At 73.1% G+C, this 25,108-nt stretch carries 23 protein-coding genes; 17 read left to right on the top strand and 6 right to left on the bottom strand.

Annotated elements, in window-relative coordinates:
* Window positions 1-22: 22 nt before the first annotated feature.
* Genes nirD through Q6350_RS00205 form a run of 3 tightly spaced genes read left to right on the top strand, consistent with a single transcriptional unit; the run spans window position 23 to window position 2,334 of the window.
* Entirely contained in the window at window positions 23-409 is a 387-nt protein-coding gene (nirD, locus tag Q6350_RS00215) for a nitrite reductase small subunit NirD (RefSeq protein WP_304603066.1), read from the top strand.
* Window position 410: 1 nt separating this feature from the next.
* Window positions 411-1,205 carry a uroporphyrinogen-III C-methyltransferase gene (cobA, locus tag Q6350_RS00210; protein ID WP_304606841.1) on the top strand — a complete coding sequence of 265 codons (795 nt, stop codon included), beginning with the start codon at window positions 411-413 and terminating at the stop codon, window positions 1,203-1,205.
* A gap of 31 nt (window positions 1,206-1,236) precedes the next feature.
* A complete protein-coding gene (locus tag Q6350_RS00205) occupies window positions 1,237-2,334 on the top strand; it encodes a uroporphyrinogen-III synthase (protein ID WP_304606884.1) in 1,098 nt (365 codons plus the stop codon).
* A 20-nt stretch (window positions 2,335-2,354) separates the two neighbouring features.
* Here Q6350_RS00205 and Q6350_RS00200 read toward each other — a convergent pair whose 3' ends face one another.
* Window positions 2,355-3,674: a HAMP domain-containing sensor histidine kinase gene (locus Q6350_RS00200; protein WP_304606842.1), complete on the bottom strand. Its 1,320-nt coding sequence runs from the start codon at window positions 3,672-3,674 to the stop codon at window positions 2,355-2,357.
* Window positions 3,671-4,327 (bottom strand): response regulator transcription factor, encoded by a 657-nt coding sequence (locus Q6350_RS00195; RefSeq protein WP_304606885.1) that lies wholly within the window; start codon window positions 4,325-4,327, stop codon window positions 3,671-3,673. Before Q6350_RS00195 ends, Q6350_RS00200 begins: the two co-directional genes overlap by 4 nt.
* 90 nt (window positions 4,328-4,417) lie before the next feature.
* On the opposite strand from Q6350_RS00195, the gene Q6350_RS00190 reads away from it, so the two are divergent.
* The 5 genes from Q6350_RS00190 to Q6350_RS00170 are packed head-to-tail and all read left to right on the top strand — an operon-like array spanning window position 4,418 to window position 8,421.
* On the top strand, window positions 4,418-5,638 hold the full coding sequence (locus tag Q6350_RS00190; protein ID WP_304606843.1) for a hypothetical protein: 1,221 nt from the start codon (window positions 4,418-4,420) through the stop codon (window positions 5,636-5,638).
* Window positions 5,635-6,594, top strand: a complete 960-nt coding sequence (locus tag Q6350_RS00185) for an ABC transporter ATP-binding protein (protein WP_304606844.1) — start codon at window positions 5,635-5,637, stop codon at window positions 6,592-6,594. The genes Q6350_RS00190 and Q6350_RS00185 overlap by 4 nt, the downstream gene beginning before the upstream one ends.
* Complete coding sequence (locus tag Q6350_RS00180; protein ID WP_304606845.1) at window positions 6,581-7,447, top strand: ABC transporter permease; 867 nt, start codon at window positions 6,581-6,583, stop codon at window positions 7,445-7,447. The genes Q6350_RS00185 and Q6350_RS00180 overlap by 14 nt, the downstream gene beginning before the upstream one ends.
* 39 nt (window positions 7,448-7,486) lie before the next feature.
* Window positions 7,487-8,059: a nucleotidyltransferase domain-containing protein gene (locus Q6350_RS00175; protein WP_304606846.1), complete on the top strand. Its 573-nt coding sequence runs from the start codon at window positions 7,487-7,489 to the stop codon at window positions 8,057-8,059.
* Complete coding sequence (locus Q6350_RS00170) at window positions 8,056-8,421, top strand: HepT-like ribonuclease domain-containing protein (protein ID WP_304606847.1); 366 nt, start codon at window positions 8,056-8,058, stop codon at window positions 8,419-8,421. The genes Q6350_RS00175 and Q6350_RS00170 overlap by 4 nt, the downstream gene beginning before the upstream one ends.
* On the opposite strand, the gene Q6350_RS00165 is transcribed toward Q6350_RS00170, so the two are convergent.
* From Q6350_RS00165 to Q6350_RS00150, 4 genes are read right to left on the bottom strand one after another with little or no spacing between them, the layout of a single operon-like run.
* Window positions 8,409-9,461, bottom strand: a complete 1,053-nt coding sequence (locus tag Q6350_RS00165; RefSeq protein ID WP_304606848.1) for a sulfate/molybdate ABC transporter ATP-binding protein — start codon at window positions 9,459-9,461, stop codon at window positions 8,409-8,411. The genes Q6350_RS00170 and Q6350_RS00165 overlap by 13 nt on opposite strands.
* On the bottom strand, window positions 9,458-10,306 hold the full coding sequence (locus tag Q6350_RS00160; RefSeq protein WP_304606849.1) for an ABC transporter permease: 849 nt from the start codon (window positions 10,304-10,306) through the stop codon (window positions 9,458-9,460). Before Q6350_RS00160 ends, Q6350_RS00165 begins: the two co-directional genes overlap by 4 nt.
* Window positions 10,303-11,109, bottom strand: a complete 807-nt coding sequence (gene modA / locus Q6350_RS00155) for a molybdate ABC transporter substrate-binding protein (RefSeq protein ID WP_304606850.1) — start codon at window positions 11,107-11,109, stop codon at window positions 10,303-10,305. Before modA ends, Q6350_RS00160 begins: the two co-directional genes overlap by 4 nt.
* Window positions 11,106-11,513 carry a molybdopterin-binding protein gene (locus Q6350_RS00150; RefSeq protein ID WP_304602373.1) on the bottom strand — a complete coding sequence of 136 codons (408 nt, stop codon included), beginning with the start codon at window positions 11,511-11,513 and terminating at the stop codon, window positions 11,106-11,108. The genes modA and Q6350_RS00150 overlap by 4 nt, the downstream gene beginning before the upstream one ends.
* A 240-nt stretch (window positions 11,514-11,753) precedes the next feature.
* On the opposite strand from Q6350_RS00150, the gene Q6350_RS00145 reads away from it, so the two are divergent.
* From Q6350_RS00145 to adhE, 9 genes are all read left to right on the top strand, one after another.
* A complete protein-coding gene (locus Q6350_RS00145; RefSeq protein ID WP_304602372.1) occupies window positions 11,754-12,161 on the top strand; it encodes a hypothetical protein in 408 nt (135 codons plus the stop codon).
* Window positions 12,162-13,326: 1,165 nt separating this feature from the next.
* Entirely contained in the window at window positions 13,327-14,655 is a 1,329-nt protein-coding gene (glp, locus tag Q6350_RS00140; protein ID WP_370375361.1) for a gephyrin-like molybdotransferase Glp, read from the top strand.
* Entirely contained in the window at window positions 14,652-15,140 is a 489-nt protein-coding gene (gene moaC, locus Q6350_RS00135; RefSeq protein ID WP_304606853.1) for a cyclic pyranopterin monophosphate synthase MoaC, read from the top strand. The genes glp and moaC overlap by 4 nt, the downstream gene beginning before the upstream one ends.
* Window positions 15,137-16,249 carry a molybdenum cofactor biosynthesis protein MoaE gene (locus tag Q6350_RS00130; protein ID WP_304606854.1) on the top strand — a complete coding sequence of 371 codons (1,113 nt, stop codon included), beginning with the start codon at window positions 15,137-15,139 and terminating at the stop codon, window positions 16,247-16,249. Before moaC ends, Q6350_RS00130 begins: the two co-directional genes overlap by 4 nt.
* Window positions 16,250-16,361: 112 nt before the next feature.
* On the top strand, window positions 16,362-18,533 hold the full coding sequence (locus tag Q6350_RS00125; protein ID WP_305064608.1) for a PhoX family phosphatase: 2,172 nt from the start codon (window positions 16,362-16,364) through the stop codon (window positions 18,531-18,533).
* Between the two features lie 236 nt (window positions 18,534-18,769).
* Window positions 18,770-20,017, top strand: a complete 1,248-nt coding sequence (locus Q6350_RS00120) for a cysteine desulfurase family protein (RefSeq protein ID WP_304606856.1) — start codon at window positions 18,770-18,772, stop codon at window positions 20,015-20,017.
* Window positions 20,014-21,144, top strand: a complete 1,131-nt coding sequence (gene mnmA / locus Q6350_RS00115; protein ID WP_304606857.1) for a tRNA 2-thiouridine(34) synthase MnmA — start codon at window positions 20,014-20,016, stop codon at window positions 21,142-21,144. Before Q6350_RS00120 ends, mnmA begins: the two co-directional genes overlap by 4 nt.
* Window positions 21,141-22,178: a hypothetical protein gene (locus Q6350_RS00110; RefSeq protein ID WP_304606858.1), complete on the top strand. Its 1,038-nt coding sequence runs from the start codon at window positions 21,141-21,143 to the stop codon at window positions 22,176-22,178. The genes mnmA and Q6350_RS00110 overlap by 4 nt, the downstream gene beginning before the upstream one ends.
* Window positions 22,179-22,340: 162 nt before the next feature.
* On the top strand, window positions 22,341-25,067 hold the full coding sequence (adhE, locus tag Q6350_RS00105) for a bifunctional acetaldehyde-CoA/alcohol dehydrogenase (RefSeq protein ID WP_304606859.1): 2,727 nt from the start codon (window positions 22,341-22,343) through the stop codon (window positions 25,065-25,067).
* Window positions 25,068-25,108 lie beyond the last annotated feature (41 nt).

Here is a 25,108-nt window from a genome sequence, read left to right as displayed (position 1 = left end):
ACCGACCGACCCGGAGGCCACCATGACCGCGACCGACACCGCCGCGCCGACCTGGACGGCCGTGTGCGGGCTCACCGACCTGGTGCCCGAGCGAGGCGCGGCCGCTCTGCTGGAGCGCGCCGACGGCTCGCCCGTGCAGGTCGCCGTGTTCCGGCTGCTCGACGACGCCGTGCACGCCGTCCAGCAGCTCGACCCGTACTCCGGCGCGAACGTCATGTCCCGCGGCATCGTGGGCACCCGCGGCGGCGAGCCCACCGTGGCCTCACCGGTCTACAAGCAGGTCTTCGCGCTGCGCACGGGCGAGTGCCTCGAATCCGGCGGCAAGAGCCCGCAGGCCGGTCTCGGCGTGCACCTGGAGTCCTTTCCCGCCGAGGTGCGCGACGGCGTCGTGCACGTGCGGGTGACCTGAGATGGCCGCGCAGCCCGGGCACGTCTCCCTCGTCGGCGCCGGCCCCGGCGCCGCCGACCTGCTGACCTACCGGGCCTGGCGGGCGATCGCGCGGGCCGACGTCGTCCTGCACGACCGCCTCGTGCCGCTCGAGGTCCTCGAGGACCTGGGGGACGACGTCGAGGTGATCGACGTCGGCAAGGCCCCCGGGAAGCACAAGGTCCCGCAGCCCGAGATCGACGCGCTGCTGGTCGACCGGGCGCTCCGGGGGCGGCGGGTGGTGCGGCTCAAGGGCGGCGACCCGTTCGTCTTCGGCCGCGGGGGAGAGGAGTACGCGGCCTGCCGACGGGCCGGGGTCGCCGTCGAGGTCGTGCCCGGGGTGTCCGCGGCGCTCGCGGTCCCGGCGCTGGCCGGGATCCCGCTGACCCACCGGGGGACGACGACGGCGTTCCACGTGGTCACGGCGCACACCCGCGTCGGGGAGCAGCAGCTGGACGACACCGCGGTGTCTTGCGTCACGGACGGGACGGCTACGCTGGTCATCCTCATGGGAGTGTCCTCCCTGCCGGCGATCGTGACCAGGTTGCTCGACGCCGGGGCGGGTCCGGAGACGCCCGTGGCGGTGGTCGAGCGGGGCTCGACACCCGACCAGCGGGTCACCCGGACGGTCCTCGACCTGGCGGCCAAGCGGGCCGACGAGGCCGGGGTCCGGGCGCCCGCCGTGATCGTGATCGGTGCCGTCGCGGCACCGGGACTGCTGGAAGGGGCGACGAGTGCCGAGCCCGGGGACCCCGTCGTGGGGAGCACGCGTGGCTGAGACCGCGGCGCGACCTGCCCTCGGACAGGTCATGGCCGGCTGCACCGTGCTCGTCACGGCCGACCGGCGCTCCGGTGAGCTCGCCGCCGCCCTGGAGCGCCGGGGCGCGACCATCCGGCACGCGCCGGCGCTGAGCATGGTCCCGCACGTGGACGACGACGCCCTGATCGCCGCGACGGGGACCCTCGTGGACGACCCGCCGGACGTCGTCGTGGCCACCACCGGGGTGGGTTTCCGGGCCTGGATCGAGGCGGCGGACGCCCACGGGCTCGCCGACGACCTGCTGCGCGTCCTCGGCGAGGCCCGCATCGTCGCCCGGGGCCCCAAGGCGCGCGGCGCCGTCCAGGCCGCCGGGCTGGCCACCGACTGGGTGGCGGAGTCCGAGACGTCGGCCGAGGTCGCCGAGGTGCTGCTCAGCGAGGGCGTGCAGGGGCTGCACATCGCGATCCAGCACCACGGTGCCGGGGCCGACGGGCTGGACGAGGTGTTCGCCACGGCCGGTGCGCGGGTGTCCCCGCTGGTCGTGTACCGCTGGGGCCCGGCGCCCGACCCGGAGGCCGTGACGGCGTCGGTCCGGGCCGCCGCCGAGGGTGAGATCGACGCCGTGGTGTTCACCTCCGCCCCGGGGGCCGAGGCCTGGATGGAGGCCGTGGAGCACGCGGGCGTCCTCGACGAGGTCGTCGCGCGGTGCGCGAGCGGCGAGATGGTCGCCGCCTCCGTCGGCCCGGTGACGTCCCGGCCGCTGGCCGCCCGCGGCGTGGCGCCGCTGGAGCCCGAGCGTGGCCGGCTCGGGGCGCTGGTGCGGACGCTGGTCGGGCACTACGAGCACATCGACTCCGTCGCGCTGGGCACCGTCGCCGGCCCGCTGGTGATCCGGGCCCGCGTCGCCGTGCTGGACGGGCAGGTGCTGCCGCTGTCGCCGACGGGGGTCGAGGTCCTGCGCCTGCTGGCCGCCGCCGGCGGGGACGTCGTCACGCGGGACCAGGTGCTCGACGTCCTGCCGGGCGTGTCCCGCGACGGGCACGCCGTGGAGGTCGCGATCGCCCGGCTGCGCGAGGCCACCGGGCGCAAGGACCTGGTCAAGACGGTCGTCAAACGCGGCTACCGCCTCGAGCTGGCGCACCGCTGACCACCGCCGGCCACCGCCGCTCAGGTGTCCTGGTCCGCGCTCGTCGGCAGGGTGACCGTGGCACGCAACCCGCCCAGGGCGCCGTCGTCCAGCGTGACCTCGCCGCCGTGCTCGCGGGCGATCTCGCGGGCGATGGCCAGTCCCAGGCCCGCCCCGCCCGCGTCGCGCCCCCGCCCGGACCCGAGCCGGGTGAACCGGTCGAAGACGCGTTCGCGGTCCGCCGCCGGGATGCCGGGACCGTCGTCGTCGACCGTCACGACCCCGTCGCTCACCTCGACCCGGACCCGCCCGTCGGCGAACCGCCGGGCGTTGTCCACCAGGTTGCGCACCACCCGCACGACCGCCGAGGGGTCGACCACCGCCCGGCCCTCGCCGCGCAGGTCGACGTCCCCGGCGGCCTCACGGACGACCTCGCGCAGGTCGACGTCCTGCACCTCCAGCGGGGACGCGCCGACCCGGGCGAGGACGAGCAGGTCGTCCGCCAGGTTCTGCAGACGGACCACCTCGTGCTGGAGGTCGGCCATCAGCTCGGTGCGCTCGTACGCCTCGGGGTGCTCGCCGGCCACCTCGATGCTGGTACGCAGCGCGGCGATCGGGGACCGCAGCTCGTGGGCGGCGTCGGCCACGAAGTCGATCTGCCGCTGCGCCGACGTCTCCAGCCGGTCGAGCATCGCGTTGAGGGTCCGGGCCAGCGCGGCGAGCTCCTGGGCCTGCGGCACCGGCAGCGTGCCCGGACCACCGACACCGCTGACGCGGTCCGCGGCGGCGCGCAGCTCCTCCACCGGTCGCAGCGCCCGCCCGAGCAGCACCCACGTGACCAGGCCCAGCGCCAGGGTCAGCAGCGGGACGACGAGGCCCAGGGAGAGGCGCAGCGCCCCGAGCACGCCCTCGACGGTGGCCAGCGGGAGCGTGGCGACGACCCGTTCTCCCGTGGGCAGCGTGTCCACCAGCACGCGCACCGGACCCGACCCGTAGGCCGAGTCCTGGCGGGTCTGCGCCCCGTCGGACGTCGTGTCCAGGACGGAGGGGGCCAGCAGGGGGAGCGTCCGGCTCGCGTTCGGCGACGACGCGACGACGCGACCGGACGCGTCGACGAGCTGCACGATCTCGCCGGGCTCGTCGGCGGCCAGCACCCGGGGCAGCCGGTCCTCGGCGACGAGCTCGGCGACCTGGTCGGCCGTGCCGACGAGCACGGCGTCGGTCGCGGCGATGCGGCTCTGGGACACCACGGTCGTCAGCGCCAGCGCGCCGAGGACCAGGGCGGCGCCCGTCAGGCCGGCGGCGACCAGCGTGAGCCGCAGACGCAGCGACGAGCCCGGGGCCCCGGCCCGGCGACTCACCGTCCCACGACCCGGTACCCGGCGCCGCGCACGGTCTCGACCGCCGCCCGGCCGAGCTTGCGGCGCAGGTAGCCGACGTAGACCTCGACGACGTTGAGGTCGTCACCCGCGGCGTCCCACACGTGGTCGCGCAGCTCGACCTTCGTCAGCACCTCCCCGGGCCGGCGCATGAGGTGCTCGAGCAGCGCCGTCTCCCGCGTCGTGAGCTCGACGGGCACGTCGCCCTGTCGCACCTCCCGGGTGGCCGGGTCGAGGGTCAGGTTCCCGACCTGCAGCACGGCCGGGCGTGGCGGTGCCCCGCGGCGCAGCAGCGCGCGCAGGCGGGCGAGCAGCACGCTGAACGCGAAAGGTTTCGCCAGGTAGTCGTCGGCGCCGACGTCCAGGCCGCGGGTCACGTCGTCGTCGGAGTCCTTCGCGCTGAGCACGAGCACCGGCGTCCAGATCTCCGCGCGCCGCATCTCCCGCAGGATCTCCAGGCCGGACCGTCCGGGGAGCATGAGGTCCAGGACGACCGCGTCGTGGTCGTCCTCGAGGGCGAGCTGCAGCCCGGTGTCGCCGTCGGTCGCGACGTCGACGGCGAACCCCTCCGCCTGCAGGCCACGACGCAGGGCCCGCGCGAGCACCGCCTCGTCCTCCACCACCAGGATGCGCACCACCGCAGCATGGCACCGACGGGAACCGTCCGCGTGCCCAGGCCGGTCGTTCTCAGCCTGGTCTCAGGCACCCTCGGCCACAGTGGTCCCATGGACACCACGCGCAGCCTCTCGCCCCGGGTGCGGTGGGCGGTCCCGGCGGTCGCCGCCGGCGCCGTCGCCGCCGCCTTCCTCGTCCCCGCCACGGTCGGTGCCGTGGCCAGCGACGACCTGCCCGCGGTCACCGCCGACGAGCTGGTGGACCGCGTCGCCGCCGCCGAGAAGGTCCCGGTCTCCGGCACCGTGGTCTACACGGCCCGCCTCGGGCTGCCGGACGTCACCGTCTCCGAGCTGCAGGGTGCCGGCCCGCTCGACCTGCTCGGGGGCAGCACCACGATGCGGGTCTGGTCCGACGGCGAGGACTCCTCGCGGGCCGCGCTGCTCGGCGACGTCTCGGAGTACTCGGTGGTCCGCTCCGGGCCGGAGGCGTGGACGTACTCCAGCGCCGACGACGAGGCGGTCCACTACGTCGTCGACCCCGCGGACCTCGAGCGGTACGAGGCGCTCGCGGACGAGGCGGCCGAGCCGAGCGTGGAGGGCGACGTCCCGACGCCGTCCGAGGCGGCCGACCTGGCCCTGGCCCAGGCACGGATCTACACCGACATCACCACGACCGACCCCGTCGAGGTCGCCGGGCGCTCCGCCTACCAGGTGGAGCTGCGCCCGCAGACCGACGGCACCCTGGTCGACCGGATCCGTGTCGCCGTCGACGCCGAGACCTCCGTGGTGCTGCGCACCCAGGTCTGGAGCGTCCAGGACACCGAGGACCCGGCGCTCGAGGTGGGCTTCACCGACGTGTCGTTCGACGCCCCTGACCCCAGCGTGTTCGACTTCTCGCCGCCGGCCGGTGCGGAGGTGCGCGAGGTCGAGGTCCCGCTGCCCGAGCCGGGCACGATGGAGAAGCCCGGCAGCGAGGCGCTGGGCGAGGACGCCGGGTTCGCGGTCTCGGGCACCGGCTGGGAGACCGTGGTCGAGGTCTCCGACGTGGACGTCGAGGAGATCCTCGGCGCGACGGCCGAGGGCCGGCTGCCCGAGGGCAGCACCGGGTCCAGCGGCGCCGACGACCTGCTCGAGGAGTTCACGGACGCCGAGGAGGGCGAGCTGCCGGGCATCCCGGAGCTCGACACACAGGCCCTCTACGACCAGCTCACCACGCCCGTCGACGGCGGGCGGCTGCTGACCTCGGCGCTGCTGTCCGTGCTGGTGACGGACGACGGCCGGGTCCTGGCCGGGGCGGTGCCGCCGGCGACGCTCGAGGAGCTCGCCGGATGACGGCAGGCGGGCCCGCCGCGGAACCCGCGGTGCGCACCCGTGGCCTGACGAAGCGGTTCCGCTCGGGGCAGGTCGCCGTCGACCACATCGACCTGGTCGTCCCGCGGGGTGCCGTCTACGGGTTCCTCGGCCCCAACGGGTCGGGCAAGACGACGACGATCCGCATGCTGCTCGGGCTCGTGTCACCCACGGCCGGGTCGGTGGAGCTGCTGGGTTCGGCGATGCCCGGCGGGGGTCCGGTGGTGCTGCCGCGCGTCGGCGCCCTCGTCGAGGGTCCGGCGTTCCACCCGTACCTGTCGGCGCGGGCGAACCTCGAGCGGCTGGACGCCGTGGACGCCACCGCATCGCCGCGGTCCCGCCCGGGCCGGATCGACGCCGCGCTGGAGCGGGTCGGGCTGACGGCGGCCGCGGCCAAGAAGTACCGCCAGTACTCGCTGGGGATGAAGCAGCGGCTCGGGCTCGCGGCGGCGTTGCTGCGGCCGCGGGACCTGCTGCTGCTCGACGAGCCCACCAACGGCCTGGACCCGCAGGGCACGCGTGAGGTGCGGGCGCTGGTGCGCGAGCTCGCCGACGGCGGGGCCACCGTGCTCGTCTCCTCCCACCTGCTCAGCGAGATCGAGCAGGTGTGCTCGCACGTCGGGATCATGAGCCGCGGCGAGCTGCTCGCGCAGGGCACGCGCGCCGAGATCGCCGAGACGGGGACCACCGAGGTCCGGGTGATGACCCGCCCGGACCAGCGCGCTCACGTGGCCCGCGTCCTGACCGGGCTCGGGCTGGAGGACGTGCGCGTCGACGGCGAGGTGGTCGCCGCGCCGCTGGGCGGCACGGCCGTGGAGAAGGTCGCCCAGGCGGTGGTCGGCGACGGCATCGACCTGCTCGGTCTGGAGGTCCGCCGGCCCACCCTGGAGGACGTGTTCGTCCGGCTGACGGGGGAGGGCTTCGATGTCGATCGTTGACGCGCCCGCCCCCGTGGCCCCGGCGGCACCGGCCCGCGCGACCGCCCGCCTGCTGCGCAGCGAGCTGCGCCTCGTGTTCGGCCGGGTGCGCAACCTCGTGCTCCTGGCGGGCCTGGCGGCCGTCCCGCTGCTCATCGGGACCGTCCTGTTCGTCACGCAGAGCACGCCGGTGGCCGGCCAGGGGCCGCCGTTCCTGGACCGCGTGACCGGCAACGGGGTGTTCCTCGTGTTCGCCGCGCTGGTGAGCTGCCTGCCGTTCCTGCTGCCGCTGTGCGTGGCGATCGTCTCCGGCGACGCGGTCGCGGGGGAGGCGTCCACCGGCACCCTGCGCTACCTGCTGGTGGTGCCCGTCCCACGCACCCGGCTGCTGCTGGCCAAGGCGGTCGCCGCCCTGACGTTCGCGGGAGCGGCGGTCGTGGCGATCGCCGTCGTGGGCCTGGCGGCGGGGGCGGCCTACTTCGGGGTGGGGGACGTCGTGCTGCTCTCGGGGGACACGATCCCGCTGGCCGAGGGGATGCTGCGCACCCTGGGCGTGGTCGGCTACGTCATCGCGTCGCTGACCGGTCTGGTCGCCGTGGGCCTGTTCCTGTCGACGCTCACCGAGGTGCCGGTGGCCGCGATGGCCTCGACGGTGGTCGTGGCGATCGTCAGCGGTGTGCTGGACGCCCTGCCGCAGCTCTCCGCGATCCACCCCGGGCTGCTGACGCACCACTGGCTCGACTTCGGGGAGTTCCTCCGCCTGGAGGTGGACGCCTCGACGCTGCTGGCGGGCCTGGCCGTGCAGGGGGCGTGGGTCGCGATCTTCGGGGCGCTCGCCTGGAGCCGGTTCACGACGGCGGACGTGTCGTCCTGACGCTGGTATTGCTCACCAGATGAGCAATATACTGGGGCCGTGACGACGACCGCACCGCTGTTCCGCTCCGGCCTCCAGGAGCAGGTGCTGCGCGAGATCTTCCGGTCGTCGAGCGCGCTGACGTCGTCCGACATCGCCCGTCGGCTGGGGGAGCCCGTGTCCTCGGTATCCCGCGAGGTCCGATCACTGATGGCAGCCGGTGTGCTCACGGGGCGTCGGGCCGGGCGGCGGATGCTGGTCTCGTTCGACGAGTCCTCGCCCTATGTGCCTGGCCTCCAGATGATGCTCGGCGCGACGGCGACCGGCAGGTTCAGGCCCTCGTCCCCGCTCGCTTGGGTCGTGGCGCGACATCGGTCACGGCTGCGTGAGCTCGCCGCGACGCACGGTCTACTGCGGCTCCGCCTCGTCGGGTCGGTGGCGCGCAACGAAGATCGTCCGGACTCGGACGTCGATCTGCTGGTCGACGTCCCGCGGGGGCGCTCGTTCGCTGACCTCGGTGCCTTCGCGGCTGATGCCGAGGACCTTCTGGGAGTTCCGGTCGACATCATCAACTCCCGGGCGGTGCGACCCGAGGTGGCCGAGACGATCTCGCGAGAGGCCGTCGAGCTGTGAGTGCGGCGCGCCGGAGCCCGGAGTGGCATGTCGACCGGGCACTGCAGCACGTCGGACAGCTGCGGGAGCACCTGCACCGTGGCCTCGACCTGGATGATCCGCTGCTCCAGGACGCGGTGGCGATGCAGCTCGTGGCGACCATCGACGCCCTGATCGCCGCCGAGACGGTCGGTGCAGGAGAAGTGGCCGAGGCCTTCGGGGACACCTGGCGCAGGATGGTGGGGATGCGCAACCTCCTGGTCCACGAGTACGCGGTGCTGGATGTCGAGCTCCTACGCACTGCGGTGACCGTCGACCTGACCGCGGTGGAAGAGACTGCCCGCGGGCTTCGCCGGACGTGGACAGACCCTCACACGGGGTAGACGTCGACCTCGGCGGCCTTGACCGCCAGCCAGACCTCCCGGCCGGGAACCAGCCCGAGCTCGGCCACCGACCCGGGGGTGACGTCGGCGGCGAGCCGGTCGGTGCGCACGCGGACGAGGTCGCCGTGAGGTGCGAGGGACCGCACGGTGGCGCGGAAGGTGTTGCGCGGGGACCCGTGCGGGGCGTCGAGGTAGACGGCGACGGCGGCCGGCCGGCACACCGCCGTCATCGGGGTGCCGACGGCGACGTCGGGGGCGCCGTGACCGTGCACCACCTCGCCGCCCACGGTGGCGACGCCGTCGGACGTCCAGGTCCCCGACAGCAGGTTGAGGCCGGCGATCGACGCGGCGAAGGCGCTGCGCGGGCGGGACAGCACCTCCGCCGTCGGGCCGCGTTCGACGACGCGCCCGCCGTCGACGACGGCGACCTCGTCCGCGAGCAGCAGCGCGTCCAGGACGTCATGGGTCGCCAGGATCGTCGTCTGCCCGGCGAGCAGGTGCTGGAGCGTCTGGCGCAGCGCGGGGGTGACGTCGACGTCGAGGGCCGCCATCGGCTCGTCGAGGAGCAGCAGCCGGGGCGCGGCGGCCAACGACCGGGCGATCGCGACGCGTTGCGCCTGCCCGCCGGACAGCGCCGCCGGGCGGCGGTCGGTGAGCTCCGTGAGGCCGATCTCTGCCAGCCACCGGTCGGCCCGTGCGACGGCCTCGCGGCGGGTCGCGCCCTGGGCCCGGGGGCCGAACGCGATGTTCTCGCGCACGCTGAGGTGCGGGAACAGCATCGGGTCCTGGGCGAGCAGCGCGACCCGACGGCGGTGCGGGGGCACCCACGCGGTGCGGCGTCCGTCCCGCGCGCCGGCGAGCGCCCGGCCGTCCAGGGTGATCTCGCCGTCGTGCGGGCGCAGCGTCCCGGCGGCGAGACCGAGGGCCGTGGACTTGCCGGCCCCGTTGGGTCCGAGCAGCGCGAGCGTGCGGCCCTCGGCGACGTCGAGGCGGACGTCGAGCCCGCGGGAGGGGACGGTGGCGGACAGGGTGAACGTCATCGCACGACACCTCCAGCGCCCCGGCGGTGCGTGGCGGCGATGACGACGACGGCGACGGCCACCAGCAGCAAGGACAGCGCGACGGCTGCGTCCGGGTCGGTCTCTCGCTGCAGGTAGACCTCCAGCGGGAGCGTGCGCGTGACGCCCTGCAGGCTGCCCGCGAAGGTGATGGTGGCGCCGAACTCGCCGAGCGCCCGCGCGAACGCCAGCACCGTCCCGGAGACCAGGCCCGGCCACACCAGCGGCAGGGTGACGCGCCGCAGCACCGTCGTCGGGCTCGCGCCGAGCGACGCCGCCACGACGTCGTACCGCCCGCCGGCCGTGCGCAGGGCTCCCTCCAGGCTGACGACGAGGAACGGCAGGGCGACGAAGCTCTGGGCGAGCACCACCGCCGTCGTCGAGAACGCGATCTGCAGGCCGAGCACCTCCATCGACTCCCCGAGCAGGCCGCGGCGGCCGAAGGTGGACAGCAGCGCGACGCCGCCGACCACGGGCGGGAGCACCAGGGGGACGAGGACGAGGGAGCGCAGCAGGCGCTGGCCGGGGAACCGGCCACGCGCCAGCACGAGTGCCATCGGGATGCCGAGCACCAGGCACAGCAGCGTGCTCGCCGTCGCCGTCTGCAGGCTGAGCACCAGGGCGGCGCGGGCCGACTCGCTGGTGACCAGGGCCCCGTAGTTCGACCCGTCGACGCGGGTGCCCATCGCGACCAGGGGCAGCACGATGAACAGGCCGCCGACGACGGCGGGCAGGTAGGCCCAGCGGGGGAGCCCGGCGGGGACCTCGGCCGGGTCGTGTCGCGCGCGGGCGGTTGCGGCGCGCTCGGCGGTGGCCGGGGCGGTCATGGTGCGGTGAACCCGAGGTGGGCGAGCACGGCCTGGCTGTCGGGGGAGAGGACGGCGTCGACGAACTGCTGGGCGAGGTCGGCCTGGTCGGGGTTCTGCCCGGTCCGGTCGACCGTGGCGATCGGGTAGGTGTTCACCGCGGCGTCGGACTCGTCGAACGCGATGCCCTCGACCTGGTCACCGGCCCGGGCGACGTCGGTGACGTAGACGAGCCCGGCATCGGCCTCGCCCGCGCTCACCTTGCCCAGCACGTCGGTGACGCTCTGCTCCTCGCTGACCGGCTGCAGCGTGAGGCCGGCGTGGTCGACGACGGCGGTCGTGGCGGCGCCGCACGGCACCTCCGGGGCACAGACCACGAGGTTCACGGTCGGGTCCGTCAGGTCCTGGAGGTCGGCGATGCCGGCCGGGTTGCCGGCCGGGACGGCGATCTCGAGCGTGTTGGTGGCGAAAGCCTGGGGGGTGCCGACGAGCTCGTCCGCGACGAGCGTGTTCATGGTCGCGGTGTCGGCGGTGGCGACGACGTCGGCGGGGGCGCCCTGCTGGACCTGCGCGACCAGGTTGGACGACCCGGCGAGGCTGAGTCGGACCTCGACGCCGGGATGGTCGGCCTCGAAGTCCATGGCGATCTCGTCGAACGCCGCGGTCAGGGACGCGGCGGCGAAGACGGTCAGCGTGGTGTCCGCTTCACCGTCCGAGGTGGCCGCCGTGCCGGTGCTGCAGGCCGTGAGCGCGACGGTGGCGCTCGCGGCGACGGCCAGCGTTGCGGTGGCGCGCGTCGTGCGGCGGGGGAGTGCCGTCGTCATGCGTGGCCCCGGTGGGGGGTCTCGATGACGACGTTCGTCGACTTGATGGTGGCCACCGCGACCGAGCCGCGTTCCAGCCCGAGGTCGCGGACGGCCTCGCTGCTCATCAGGGAGACGACGCGGAACGGGCCGCACTGCAGCTCGACCTGCGCCATGACGGTGTCGACCGTCAGGTCGGTGACCAGCCCGACGAACCGGTTGCGGGCCGAGCTCTTCATGCCGTGTGGCAGCCCGGGCGGGGTGGCGTGCTCGCGGGCGACCACGGCCACCTCGTAGCCGTCGACGACCTTGCGGCCGGAGTCGTCGCGGTCGGCGGTGAGCAGCCCGCGGTCGACCCAGCGGCGGACGGTGTCGTCGCTGACGCCGAGGTAGACGGCGGCTTCGCTGATCCTCATCTGCGGCATTCCTCGAGGATACGCGGCGCGATTGCGTGCCGTGGCCTCGGTCGGGCTGCGGCTGAACGTCGTTCCTGCAGGCGGCGGCGTCGAAGAGCGTCAAGGAGTGTTGAAGATTCCCTTGTGCCGAGTCCAGGGCATGGCTAGGTTGTGGCCGGCAACCGGGCGGAAGCGATAGGGCGTCATCCTTCACGGAAGGTGCGTGTGCGTCCGGTGTGTCCACGACGGCGAGCGGGAGATTCGAGAAGAATGGTCACTGCTGACGAGTTCTGGGCCAGGCAGCACGCGCGAATGGCGAGAATTAACCATGCCAGCAGATTGGCGTCTTCACTGGTTGCGGCGGCCGCCATCGTGATGTTGGTAGCGATAGACTGGGCGGGTGGGATTCCGTGGATTGCGTTCGCCGGAGTGTTTCCGGGGACGGCGCTCGCCAGATCGTACGCCGTCAGCAAGAAGGCCTCACGACCATTCCCGGCGCTCAGGAATGGCTTTGTGTGGTTGATAGCAGTTTCTGCACTGGTGTCATCAGTGGGCGTCGTCTATCTCGCCTCTGAATTTTGGGGAGCGGCGGCGGCTGGTGTCGCATGCGTCCTCGTCGGGCTGTCGACGTTCCTCCTGGGAAGAATGATGGCAACATCCTCGCGCGGTGCGGCCTGAAGGGCCTGCCCTCGTTCCGCGCCATGAATTCTTCGCGCGAAGAACGTGTTGAACCCATGAGCGCACATCTCGATCACCGAAGCCTCCTGGAGTCTCTTGTCTCGTTGAACGGGAATATTACCCACCTTGTCGAGGCTCCGAACTTCTGGTCCGCTCGACGCGGGTTCCGCGGTCCAACTTGGTCGCGCAAACATTCGACTCGCACTCGATGCTTTCCTGAACAGGGACCTCTCGGCTGATCTTCTTGAGCGTTGGGCGGAGGTTGTGCACAGCGGGCCCTGAGAGGTTGAAAGAACCTCGAAGATTCTCTTGTGCAGATGTTGGCGCCGCTAGGTTGAGATGGAAGGGAATGGATGGACTAACGTATGGGCAAGTTCGAATTGATGCTAACCTCTCCAATCCACAGGGCTCTGTGGTTGGTTGCGGGGGTGCTGGCGGTCCTGGTAAGTGTTTATGCAATCGGCGGCGGCGTTCTACGAGCCTTTGGTCCAAAAGCGGGCCGCATTGACGTGGCCAGGTTTGCCTCAGAAATTGGCGCCGGAAGCGTGGAGGTCGCCCTAGTCCTGGTAAGGATTAGGGCGCAGGCATCTCTTATCATGCTGACGTGGGGATTGCTCCTGGGTTGGACCGGGATCTTGGGGCCAGCGGTGTTGCCCATGTATGACAAGGCTTTGGTCGTGACTTTGGCGTTCACCGGGCTCTTTTGCCTCTGGGCGGTGATCGAAGGCCTGTTCGCCTGGCCCAGCGTGCTGGTACCCCCCGAAGGGCAGGGTACGCCAGGATATCTTGCCTACCGGCGCCGGCGGGATGCTGACGAAAGTCTAGATGAATAGTGCGACGGTCCGCGCGGCGGCGTGGCATGTCTTGGCCGACGAGCTGGCGTGCGCTAGCGTGATGATAGGTGGCCCACAAGGCGCATTGGCTGGTGCTTGATTTTCGTGTCGCTGGAGAAAGTCGGCGGGCTGAGTGCAGGCATTCGGCCTGCGTCTGCTCTATCAGGACCTCTTCAGTTCGCCAGCGGCCAATCATTGGCGGATCGTTCGAGATGCGCGATCAGCGATCTGAGTTTTGGTGTTCGACTGCATCTTGCAGGGCCATCATGGCACTCCATGCGAGTCGTGTATCTGCGGCCTCGCGGGCAGCTTGCGGCGACTGCCGGGAAGGAGTGCTCCTCGGGTCGCGTGTGTGGCGCTCGTATGCTTTGCCTGTGGATCACGAGGCTGGCCGGCGGACTGTGGAGAGGCATCAACGAGCCGTCAGAGAGGCGGTGTGTGCCGGTCTAAAGGCCCCGCGGCGCTCGACGGTTCAGTTGACGGGACTCCTTGCCGTCCAGCGGCCAGGCGTAGGGAAGGCGCCGCGATTCCTGACTGCCGATGCCGTTGCAGTGATCAACCTGCCGGGCTTCGACAACTCGCAGATGGACGGGTACGCGGTCCGCGCCGCAGACCTCGCCAACGCCACCCCGTCGGACCCGGTCGAGCTGCCGGTCGGGGCGCCGGTCCCGGCGGGCACGCAGCCGCCACCTCTCACGCCCGGCACCGCGGCCCCCGTGATGACGGGTGCCCCGATCCCTGACGGCGCCGATGCCGTCATCAAGATCGAGGAGGCCGACCCGCCGGCCTTTCCCGAGCCCGGCATGGCAGCGACGGTCCGGTTCAGCGCACCGGTGGCGCCGGGCACCTTCGTCCGCCGCGCGGGTTCCGACGTCGCCGCCGGTGACGTCGTCGTCCCCGCGGGCACCCGGCTCGGTCCGGCACAGCTCGGCGTCCTCGTCGCCGCGGGCGTCACCGAGGTCGAGGTCGCCGAGCCGCCGCACGTGCTGCTGATCTCCACCGGGTCCGAGCTCGTCGCGGCCGGCGAGCCGCTCGGCCCGGCACAGCTCTACGACGCCAACGGCGCCGCCCTGACCGCCGCCCTGGCCGAGGTGGGGTGCCGCGTCACGCACCGGGTCGTCCCGGACGACCCGGCCGCGCTGCGTGCGGCCCTGGCCGAGCCGCCGGACGACGTCGCGCTCGTCGTCACCAGCGGCGGTGTCTCCGCCGGTGCGTACGAGGTGGTCCGCCAGACCCTCGCGGATGCCTGGTTCGGCCACGTCGCCGTCCAGCCCGGCGGGCCGCAGGGACTCGGCACGATCGCGGTGCGCGACCCGACGGCGCCGCGCGACGTGCCGCTGGTCGCGTTCCCCGGCAACCCGGTCAGCGCCCTGGTCTCCTTCGAGCTGTTCCTGCGCCCGGTGCTCGCCGAGGCCACCGGCGCCGTCCCCGCCCACCGGCCCCGCGGCCGGGCGCCGCTCGCCGAGGCGATCGACTCACCCGAGCACCTGCACCAGGTCCGCCGGGGCCGCCTCGACGCCGACGGCCGGGTCGAGATGGTCGGCGGGCCGGGATCCCACCTCCTGGCCCACCTCGCGATGGCTACGCTGCTGGTACACGTACCGCCCGGCGTCGCGCACCTCGACGCGGGGGACGACGTCGACTACTGGGAGATCCGATGAGCGACCTGTCCCACTACCGCGACGACGGCGCCGCCCACATGGTCGACGTCACCGCGAAGGACGTCACGAAACGCCGCGCCACCGCCCGGGGCGTGCTGCGCACCCGGGCCGACGTCGTCGACCGGATCGCGTCGGGCGACCTGCCGAAGGGCGAGGCGATCGCGACCGCCCGCATCGCGGGGATCATGGGCGCCAAGCGCACCCCGGACCTCGTGCCGCTGTGCCACCCGCTGCCGCTCTCCGGCGTCGACCTCGACATCACCCCGGCCGACGACGGTTCCGGATCCGTCGAGATCACCGCGACCGTGAAGACCACCGGCCGCACCGGTGTCGAGATGGAGGCGCTGACCGCCGTCACCGTTGCCGGGCTCACGCTGTACGACATGATCAAGGCCGTCGACAAGGCCGCCGTCCTCACCGACATCGAGGTCGTCGCCAAGTCCGGCGGGAAGTCGGGCGACTGGACCCGGGAGGAGCAGGCATGAGAGCCGCGATCGTCGTCGCCTCGGGGCGCGCCGCCGCCGGCGTCTACGAGGACCGTTCCGGACCGGCAGCGACCGAGTGGTTCACCGCCCGGGGCTGGGAGGTGCTGCCCGTCGTCGTCGTGCCGGACGGCGAACCTGTCCGGGACGCCCTGCTCGAGCTGGTCGAGGGGGACGACGCCGCCCCGGACGTCATCGTCACGTCCGGCGGGACGGGGATCTCGCCGACGGACGCCACCCCCGAGGCCACCCGTGCCGTGCTGGACCGTGAGGTGCCCGGCATCGCCGAGCTCGTGCGCGCCAGGTCGCTGGCGCCCACGGACCCGGCGAAGAAGGCCGTCCCGGGTGCCGCCCTCTCCCGCGGGATCGCCGGGGTCGCCGACCGCACCCTGATCGTCAACCTGCCGGGGTCGGTCGGGGGAGTGGTCGACGGCCTCGACGCCCTCGCCGACGTGCTGCCGCACGCCGTCGACCAGCTCGCCGGCCGCGACCACGACGGCGGACACCCCCAGGGTCATGGCCACGGCCACCACCACGAAGTCGCGCCCGGTCGTACCGTCCGTCACGGGGTCGCACCCGCCGGGTACGACGCCGTGACACAGGGTACGACCGCGGCGGACGGTGGTGAGGCAGGAGTCGCGAGCGAGGCCGCCACGGCGACGGACCGGGCGACCGTCCTGCGCGCCGACGTCCTGGACACCCCGCTCGACGGCCTGCTGGTCGAGCTGAGCGACCTCGTCCGCGACGACACCTGCGGGGCGGTGGCCACGTTCGTCGGGCACGTCCGCGACCACGACGAGGGCCGCGGCGTGACCGCCCTGCACTACGAGGCGCACCCGCAGGCCGCCGAGATCCTCCACGAGGTCGCCGAGCGGGTGACCACCCGCACGGCCGCGGTGACCGGCGACACCGTGCGCGCCGCCGTCGTGCACCGCACCGGGGACCTGCAGGTCGGGGACGTCGCGGTCGTCGCCGCCGTGGCCGCCGGGCACCGCCAGGGCGCCTTCACCGCCGCGAGCGACCTCATCGAGGAGCTCAAGGCCGAGGTGCCGATCTGGAAGCAGCAGGGGTTCACCGACGGCTCCAGCGAGTGGGTGGCCTCGCTCGGCTGACCCCGGGCACTCATCCGCTGTTTACCCTGGTGACAGGTGGTTGACGCCGTCCCGCCACGCAGCGTTCCTAGCGTCAGGGCTGGTCATGCCCCCTCTGCCCAGGAGAGCCCTGATGACGATCACGCCCGAGTCCCGGCCGCAGCTGCCCGTGGTGGCCACGCCCCACTACGCCCGCGGCAAGCGTGCCGCGGCGACGTGCCGGTTCAAGTGCGCCGACGCCTGCGCGCACCCCGCGCCGAACCTCAGCGCCAACGAGTACTTCCGTGACATCGCCTCGCGGGCGCTGAGCCGCCGCGTGATGCTCGGCGGTGCTGCCGCTGCGGCGGCGGCCGTCGTCGTCGGTGCCCAGGCCCTCGGCGCCCCGCCCGCTGCGGCCTCCGTCGCGGGGAAGAAGCCGGTCAAGGGCCTCGCGTTCGGCGCCATCGCCGCCCAGCCCATGGAGCAGGACGCCGTCGTCGTCCCCGAGGGCTACGCGTGGTCGCCGATCATCCGGTGGGGCGACCCGATCCTGCCGGGCGGACGCGCGTTCGACCCCGCGCACCAGACCCCCGAGCAGCAGGCCCGGCAGTTCGGCTACAACTGCGACTACCTGGACATCCTGCCCGAGGACCCGCAGCACATCCGGTCCATGGTCGAGACCCGCCGCGGGACGAAGGGCTTGCTCGTGGCCAACCACGAGTACACCAACCCGGACATCATGTTCGACGCCTCCTACGACGCCGCGACGCGGCGGGCCATCGAGCGGGCCGCGCACGGCATGTCGGTGGTCGAGGTGACCCGTGACAGAACCGGCACCCCGTGGGAGTACTCCCGCATCGCCCCGCTGAACCGTCGCATCCACCTGGGCACCGCGTTCACGATCGACGGCCCCGCCGCCGGCGACGACCTGCTCAAGACCGTCGCCGACCCCACGGGCACGAAGGTCTACGGGACGCTGAACAACTGCGCCGGCGGCACGACCCCGTGGGGCACCGTCGTCTCCGGCGAGGAGAACTTCCACGGGTACCTGCGCGTCAACGGTCAGGACGCGCGCGACGCCCGCTACGGCCTGCGCAACACGGCCACCCGCTACGGCTGGGAGCTGGACGACCCGCGGTTCGACGGCAACAACCCCGGCTACGAGAACGAGAACCGCCGCTTCGGCTGGGTCGTCGAGATGGACCCGTACGACCCGACGGCCGCGCCGGTGAAGCACACCGCGCTCGGCCGGTTCAAGCACGAGGGGGCCAACGTCATCCTGGCCGCGGACAAGCGCGCCGTCGTCTACATGGGCGACGACGAGCGGTTCGACTACGTCTACAAGTTCGTCTCGACCGACCGCATGCGCGAGGGCAACAGCGCCGCCGCCCGCGAGCACAACAAGACCCTGCTGTCCTCGGGCGACCTGTACGTCGCGCGTTTCGACGGCGACTCCCCGGCCTCGGAGATCGACGGCTCGGGCGCGGTGCCCTCCGACGGCGCCTTCGACGGCACCGGCGAGTGGCTGCCGCTGGTGCTCGACGGCGAGTCGCAGGTGGACGGGATGTCGCTGGCCGAGGTGCTGGTCTTCACCCGCGTGGCGGCCGACACCGTCGGTGCCACCAAGATGGACCGCCCCGAGGACGTCGAGCCGAACCCGTTCACGGGCCGCATCTACGTCGCCTGCACCAACAACTCGAACCGCGCTCGCGACGGCTACCCCGGCGTCGACGAGGCCAACCCGCGGGGGTCGAACCGCGACGGCCACGTCGTGGAGATCATCGAGGACGGCGGCGACCAGACGGCCACCACGTTCACCTGGAACCTGCTCATCGTGGCCGGCGACCCCGAGGTCAACGACTCGACCTACTTCTCCGGCTTCCCGGCCGACAAGGTCTCGCCGATCTCCTGCCCCGACAACGTCGCCTTCGACGCCGACGGCAACCTGTGGATCTCCACCGACGGCCAGCCGTCGTCGATCCAGAAGAGCGACGGCCTGTTCAAGGTGACGCTCGACGGCGCGCAGCGGGGCCGGGTCGAGCAGTTCCTCGCCGTGCCGCGCAGCGCCGAGACCTGCGGTCCCGTCGTCGACGTGCGGGACTCGATGGCGTACGTCAACGTCCAGCACCCGGGCGACGACGGCAGCTGGGGCGCGCAGACGTCGTACTTCCCGGACTACCTGGCCGACGGCGAGACGGTCCCGGCCGGTGCCTGGCGCGGGCCGCGGCCGTCCACGATCCAGGTGTTCCCGGCCGGTGTCGGGGAGACGCCGCGCGGGCAGCACCAGGGGCCCGGCCCCTTCCGCGAGCCCCGCGGCGGCCGCTGAGTCAGGACACGCCTCGCCGAGTCAGGGCGGATCCGCACGAGTCAGGGCCCGGCCCGTGCGGATCCGTCAGCGGTGGCCGGAGAAGGGCCCCTGACTCGCCAGGACCGGTACTGACCCGCGGAGATCTGTCCTGACCCGCGAAGATCTGTCCTGACCCGCGGAAAAGTGCCCTGACCCGGCGTGATCGGTCCTGATTCGCGGAATGCGGGACGGGGGCGTCACGGTTCGTAGACTTGATGACCGTGACAGACCCCCGGGCGCCCGGCGCCTACCTCGACCACGCCGCGACGACACCCATGTCGTCGGCGGCGCTCGAGGCGTACGTCGCCGAGGCCTCCCGCACCGGGAACGCCTCGTCCCTGCACTCGGCCGGCCGCTCCGCCCGGCGCACCGTCGAGGAGTCGCGCGAGACCGTCGCCGCCGCCCTCGACGCCCGCCCCAGCGAGGTGATCTTCACCGGTGGTGGCACCGAGTCGGACAACCTCGCGGTCAAGGGCATCTTCTGGGGGCGTCGCACCCAGGACTCGCGCCGACGGCGCGTGCTGATCTCCGCCGTCGAGCACCACGCCGTGCTCGACCCGGCCTTCTGGCTCGCCGGGCACGCCGGGGCCGAGATCACGCTGCTCGACGTCGACGACGAGGGCCGCATCGAGCTCGACGCGCTCAAGGCCGAGCTCGCGAACGCCCCCGAGGAGATCGCGCTCGTCTCGGTGATGTGGGCGAACAACGAGGTCGGGACCGTCCAGCCGATCCGCGAGGTCGTCCGGCTGGCCCACCAGCAGGGCGTCCCCGTGCACACCGACGCCATCCAGGCCGTCGGCCAGGTCGAGGTCGGGTTCGCCGCCTCCGGCGTGGACGCCCTGACCGTCACCGGGCACAAGCTCGGCGGACCGGTCGGCGTCGGGGCGCTGCTCGCCCGCCGCGACCTGCCGCTGGAGGCCGTCTCCCACGGCGGCGGCCAGGAGCGCGGCGTGCGGTCCGGCACGCTCGACGGCGCCGCCATCCACGCGTTCGCGGTCGCCCTGCACGACGCCGTCACCCACCGCGCCGAGCGTGCCGAGCGCCTCGCCGCGCTGCGCGACGCCCTGGTCGACGGCGTCCGCTCCGTGGTGCCCGACGCCGTCCTGCGCGGCCCCGACCCGGCCGCCACCACGGCCTCGGGCGGCCCGGCCCGGCTGCCGGCCAACGCGCACTTCACGTTCCCGGGCGCCGAGGGGGACTCGCTGCTGTACCTGCTCGACTCCGCCGGGGTGCAGGCGTCGACCGGCTCGGCCTGCCAGGCCGGGGTGCCCCAGCCCAGCCACGTGCTGCTCGCGATGGGGGTCGCCGAGGCCGACGCCCGCGGTGCCCTACGGTTCTCCCTGGGCGCCACGTCCACGCGCGCCGACGTCGACCGGCTGCTCGAGGCGCTGCCCCAGGTCGCCGACCGCGCCCGTGCCGCGGGTCTGGTCTCCACCCGCCCGCTGACCGGAGGTGCCGCATGAGGGTCCTGGCCGCCATGTCCGGGGGAGTGGACTCCGCCGTCGCCGCCGCGCTCGCCGTCGAGGCCGGGCACGAGGTCGTCGGGGTGCACATGGCCCTGAGCCGCAACCGGGACCAGTTCCGCACCGGGTCGCGGGGCTGCTGCTCCATCGAGGACGCCGGGGACGCCCGCCGCGCCGCCGACGTGCTCGGCATCCCGTACTACGTGTGGGACCTGTCCGAGACCTTCGAGGAGACCGTCGTCGCGGACTTCCTGTCCGAGTACTCGGCCGGCCGCACGCCCAACCCGTGCGTGCGCTGCAACGAGCACATCAAGTTCACCGCGCTGCTCGACAAGGCCACCGCGCTGGGCTTCGACGCCGTGGCCACCGGCCACTACGCGCGCATCGAGCACGGCCCCGACGGCCCCGAGCTGCACCGCTCGCCGAACGACGCCAAGGACCAGTCCTACGTGCTCGCCGTCATGGGCCCCGAGCGGCTCGCCCGCTCGGTGTTCCCGCTGGGCCACTTCGCCACCAAGGACGAGGTGCGCGCCGAGGCCGAGCGCCGCGGGCTCTCGGTCAGCGCCAAGCCGGACTCCTACGACATCTGCTTCGTGGCCGACGGCGACACCCGCGGGTTCCTGCGCGACCGCCTCGGCGAGAAGCCCGGCGAGGTCGTGGACACCGACGGCACCGTCGTCGGCGAGCACCGCGGCGCCTTCGCCTACACGATCGGCCAGCGCAAGGGCCTCGGCCTGGGCCGCCCCGCCGCCGACGGCAAGCCCCGCTACGTCGTCGACGTCGACACCGAGTCCAACACCGTCGTCGTCGGCCCCTCCGAGCTGCTCACGGTCGACCACATCGACGCGGGCCGGGCGACGTGGCTCGTCCCGGCCCCGAACGACTGGACCGACGTCACCGTCCAGGTGCGCGCCCACGGCCGGGCGGTCCCCGCCCAGGTCCGGGCGACGTCCGACGGCGCGGCGGGCCTGGAGGTCCGGCTCGGCGAGCCGCTGCGCGGGATCGCGTCCGGGCAGTCGATCGTGGTCTACCGCGGCACGCAGGTGCTGGGCCAGGGCACCGTCTCCGGCGCGCGCCGAGACACCGCCGCGTCGGCCACACCCACGGCCACCGTGGTGCACGCGTGACGGCGGTCAGCGGGCACGGGCCCTGGCCCGGGGGAGAGCGCGACGTGCTCGAGGCCCAGCAGACCGTGCTCGGGGACCTCGCCGACCTGCCCACCGGCGTCGAGCCGATCCCCTTCCTCGTCCAGCTCACGGGCCGCGGTCCCGGCGCAGGGGCGACCGCCCGGACCTCGCTGCTGCTGGCCGAGCACGCCGTCGAGCTCGGCCCGCACGGCTGGAAGCTCGCGGACCACGACGGCGTCGACGCCCGCCGCGCTCGGTCCCTGCTGGCCGAGGACCTCGCCACCCTGGCGATCACCGGGCACGGGTACACGGGGCCGCTGGCCGTCGAGGTGACGGGCCCGTGGACCCTCGCCGCCGAGCTGTGGTCCGCGCGGGGCGACCGGGTGCTGGCCGATGTCGGCGGGCGGGCGGCCCTCACCGAGGCGCTGGCCGTGGGACTGGCCGACCATGTCGCGCAGGTGCGTGACCAGGTGCCCGGCGCGGACGTCGTCGTGCAGCTCGCCGAGCCGCTGCTCGGGCAGGTGCACGCCGGCGTGCTGCCGACCTTCTCCGGCTTCTCGCGCCTCCGCGGGGTGCCCGGTCCGGACATCGTGGAGGGTCTGCGCCCCGTGGTCGAGGCGGTGCACGACGCCGGTGCCCGGGTCGTCGTCCACCTCGGCGGCACGTGGGTGGGGATCCCGCCCGTGGTGCTCGCCGGAGCCGACGCCATCGGTCTGGACCTGGCCGACGTCGCCCCCGAGGGCTGGAACGAACGTGCCTGGGAGCTCGTGGCGCGGGCGACCGAGCGCAAGGTCGGGCTCTGGGCGGGCCTGCCCCCGGCCAGGGTGTCGCAGTGCGCAGGCCCCGAGCTGGGCGGTCTCGTGCGGCTCGTCGCCGAGCCGTGGCGCCGCATCGGGCTGCCCGCCGCCGGGCTGGAGTCGGTCACCGTCCTGGCGGCCCCGCGGCGCACCCCCGGCTCGGTGGACGACCACCGGGCGGGACTGGCGAACCTGGGCCGGGTGGCCGAGGCGCTCGCCGAGCGCGCCGCGGACTGACCCCGCGCCACCCCTCGCAGATGGTTGCCTCAGCCATCTGACCTGCGGATGTGTCCTGTCTCTCGCCCTGGGCGACTTGTGGTCTGACCACATCTTGTGAAAGTCTTCACTTGTCAGATCCGGAGGCCGAGGAACGGCCACAGCCCCTCAGGGGAGGGCGACATGAGCACCGACACCACCACGACCAGCGCCGCACCGGAGGTCACGCCGACCGACGTCCCGACGGTCGAGCCCCCGGCGCCGGAGGTCGCCGTCGACGCGATGGTCCAGCGCGGGCTCAAGGCGCTGGCGGCCTACGCGACGCTGACGCAGGAGGACGTCGACCACATCGTCAAGAAGGCGTCGGTCGCGGCGCTGCGGGAGCACGGCAACCTGGCCCAGCTCGCGGTCGACGAGACCGGGCGTGGTGTCTTCGAGGACAAGGCCACCAAGAACATCTTCGCCTGCGAGCACGTCACCCACTCGATGGCCGAGCTCAAGACGGTCGGGGTCGTCGCGCGCGACGAGCTGCGCGGCATCGTCGAGATCGCTGAGCCCGTCGGGGTCGTCGCCGGCATCACCCCGGTCACCAACCCGACGTCGACCGCGATCTTCAAGAGCCTCATCGCCCTCAAGACGCGCAACCCGATCATCTTCGCCTTCCACCCCAACGCCCAGCGCTCCTCCGCGGAGGCCGCCCGGATCGTGCGCGACGCCGCGATCGAGGCCGGCGCGCCCGAGGACTGCATCCAGTGGGTCACCGAGCCCAGCCTCGCCGCGACCAGCGCGCTGATGCACCACGACGGCGTCTCGCTGATCCTGGCCACCGGCGGCAACGCCATGGTGCGCGCCGCCTACTCCGCCGGGAAGCCCGCCCTCGGCGTCGGCGCCGGCAACGTCCCCGCCTACATCGAGAAGACCGCGAAGATCGGCCGTGCCGTCAACGACGTCGTCCTGTCCAAGGGCTTCGACAACGGCGTGGTCTGCGCCTCGGAGCAGGCCGTCATCATCGACGACGAGGTCTACGACGAGGTGATGGACGGTTTCCGGACCATGCACGCCCACGTCGCCTCCCCCGAGGAGAAGGCCCGGCTCGAGGAGTACCTCTTCGGCGCCTGCGCCGACACGGCCGCCTGCAGCGGTGCCAAGCTCAACGCCGCCGCCGTCGGCAGGTCGGCGGCCTGGATCGCCGAGCAGGCCGGCTTCGAGGTCCCGGAGGACACCTCGGTGCTCCTGGCCGAGATCTCCGGCGTCGGGCCGCAGGAGCCGCTGAGCCGCGAGAAGCTGTCGCCCGTGCTCGCCGTGCTGCGCTCGCGCAGCACCGACGAGGGTGTCCGCCTCGCCGAGCAGATGGTCGAGTTCGACGGTCTCGGCCACTCGGCGGCGATCCACACCACGGACGCCGGGCTCGCCGAGCGGTTCGGGCACGCCGTCAAGGCGGTGCGGGTGCTGTGGAACCAGCCCAGCGCCCTGGGCGGCATCGGGGACATCTACAACGCGCTCATCCCGTCGCTGACGCTGGGCTGCGGCTCCTACGGGCACAACTCGGTGTCGAACAACGTCAGCGCCGTGAACCTCGTCAACATCAAGCGGGTCGCGCGGAGGAACAACAACATGCAGTGGTTCAAGGTGCCGCCGAAGACGTACTTCGAGCCCAACGCGATCCAGTACCTGGTCGACATGCCGGACGTCGAGCGCGTCACCGTGGTGACCGACGGCGTCATGCAGTCCCTCGGGATCGTCGACAAGATCCTCGACGTGCTCCAGCGCCGCGCGAACAAGGTCGCCGTGCAGATCATCGACACCGTCGAGCCCGAGCCGAGCGTCGAGACGGTCGAGCGCGGTGCCCTGCTGATGCGTGACCACCGCCCGGACACGATCATCGCGATCGGCGGTGGTTCGCCGATGGACGCCGCGAAGGTCATGTGGCTCAAGTACGAGCACCCCGAGGTGGCCTTCAGCGACCTGCGCGAGAAGTTCTTCGACGTGCGCAAGCGGGCGTTCCGGTACCCGGAGCTCGGCGAGAAGGCCCAGCTGGTCTGCATCCCGACGTCCTCGGGCACCGGGGCGGAGGTCACCCCGTTCGCCGTGATCACCGACCACTCGACCGGGTTCAAGTACCCGCTGGCCGACTACGCACTGACCCCGTCGGTGGCGATCGTCGACCCGGTGCTCACCGCCACGATGCCGGCGAAGCTCGCCGCCGACTCCGGCATGGACGCGCTGACCCACGCCACCGAGGCCTTCGTGTCCGTCTACGCGAACGACTTCACCGACGGCCTGGCGCTGCACGCGATCAAGCTGGTGTTCGAGAACATCGGCACCTCCGTCCTCGAGGGCGGCGAGGCGATCGAGGCGCGGGAGAAGATGCACAACGCCGCGACGATGGCGGGCATGGCGTTCGGCAACGCGTTCCTCGGCATCGTGCACGCGATGTCGCACACCGTCGGTGCCACGTTCAAGCTCGTGCACGGGCGCACCAACGCGATCTTCCTGCCGCACGCGATCCGCTACAACGGCCTCATGCCGGGCAAGGTCACCGGCTGGCCGAAGGCCGAGCGGTACGTCGCCCCGGAGCGGTACCAGCAGATCGCGAAGCACCTCGGGCTGCCGGCCGCCACCCCGGCCGAGGGCGTCGAGTCCTACGCCCGGGCGGTCGAGGAGCTGACGCGGAGCATCGGCATCGAGCCGTCGTTCCGGGCGCAGGGTGTCGCCGAGGAGGCCTTCATCGGCGGGCTCGACACGCTGGCGATGCGGGCCTACGAGGACCAGTGCGCACCGGCCAACCCGCGGCTGCCGATGCTGCAGGACATGAAGGACATCATGGTCGCGGCCTACTACGGCACCACCCAGAAGGCGGCTGCCGAGGCGCGGAAGTCCGACGGCGGGTACACCTCGCTCGGTCGCTGACCACGACGCCCCCCGCACGTCCCGGCAGGGCACCGGACCAC

It is taken from the genome of Isoptericola sp. b515 (assembly GCF_030588125.1).
Lineage (GTDB): Bacteria > Actinomycetota > Actinomycetes > Actinomycetales > Cellulomonadaceae > Isoptericola > Isoptericola sediminis.
This window is presented reverse-complemented; position numbering and strand designations above follow the sequence as displayed.

Coding starts and splice junctions, on each gene's coding strand:
- Q6350_RS00160 (WP_304606849.1), bottom strand. CDS start 10,306: ATGACCGCCCCGGCCACCGCCGAGCGCGCCGCAACCGCCCGCGCGCGA.
- Q6350_RS00205 (WP_304606884.1), top strand. CDS start 1,237: ATGGCCGGCTGCACCGTGCTCGTCACGGCCGACCGGCGCTCCGGTGAG.
- adhE (WP_304606859.1), top strand. CDS start 22,341: ATGAGCACCGACACCACCACGACCAGCGCCGCACCGGAGGTCACGCCG.
- Q6350_RS00145 (WP_304602372.1), top strand. CDS start 11,754: ATGGTCACTGCTGACGAGTTCTGGGCCAGGCAGCACGCGCGAATGGCG.
- Q6350_RS00125 (WP_305064608.1), top strand. CDS start 16,362: ATGACGATCACGCCCGAGTCCCGGCCGCAGCTGCCCGTGGTGGCCACG.
- cobA (WP_304606841.1), top strand. CDS start 411: ATGGCCGCGCAGCCCGGGCACGTCTCCCTCGTCGGCGCCGGCCCCGGC.
- nirD (WP_304603066.1), top strand. CDS start 23: ATGACCGCGACCGACACCGCCGCGCCGACCTGGACGGCCGTGTGCGGG.
- Q6350_RS00130 (WP_304606854.1), top strand. CDS start 15,137: ATGAGAGCCGCGATCGTCGTCGCCTCGGGGCGCGCCGCCGCCGGCGTC.
- modA (WP_304606850.1), bottom strand. CDS start 11,109: ATGACGACGGCACTCCCCCGCCGCACGACGCGCGCCACCGCAACGCTG.
- Q6350_RS00150 (WP_304602373.1), bottom strand. CDS start 11,513: ATGCCGCAGATGAGGATCAGCGAAGCCGCCGTCTACCTCGGCGTCAGC.
- Q6350_RS00120 (WP_304606856.1), top strand. CDS start 18,770: ATGACCGTGACAGACCCCCGGGCGCCCGGCGCCTACCTCGACCACGCC.
- mnmA (WP_304606857.1), top strand. CDS start 20,014: ATGAGGGTCCTGGCCGCCATGTCCGGGGGAGTGGACTCCGCCGTCGCC.
- moaC (WP_304606853.1), top strand. CDS start 14,652: ATGAGCGACCTGTCCCACTACCGCGACGACGGCGCCGCCCACATGGTC.
- Q6350_RS00185 (WP_304606844.1), top strand. CDS start 5,635: ATGACGGCAGGCGGGCCCGCCGCGGAACCCGCGGTGCGCACCCGTGGC.
- Q6350_RS00190 (WP_304606843.1), top strand. CDS start 4,418: ATGGACACCACGCGCAGCCTCTCGCCCCGGGTGCGGTGGGCGGTCCCG.
- Q6350_RS00180 (WP_304606845.1), top strand. CDS start 6,581: ATGTCGATCGTTGACGCGCCCGCCCCCGTGGCCCCGGCGGCACCGGCC.
- Q6350_RS00165 (WP_304606848.1), bottom strand. CDS start 9,461: ATGACGTTCACCCTGTCCGCCACCGTCCCCTCCCGCGGGCTCGACGTC.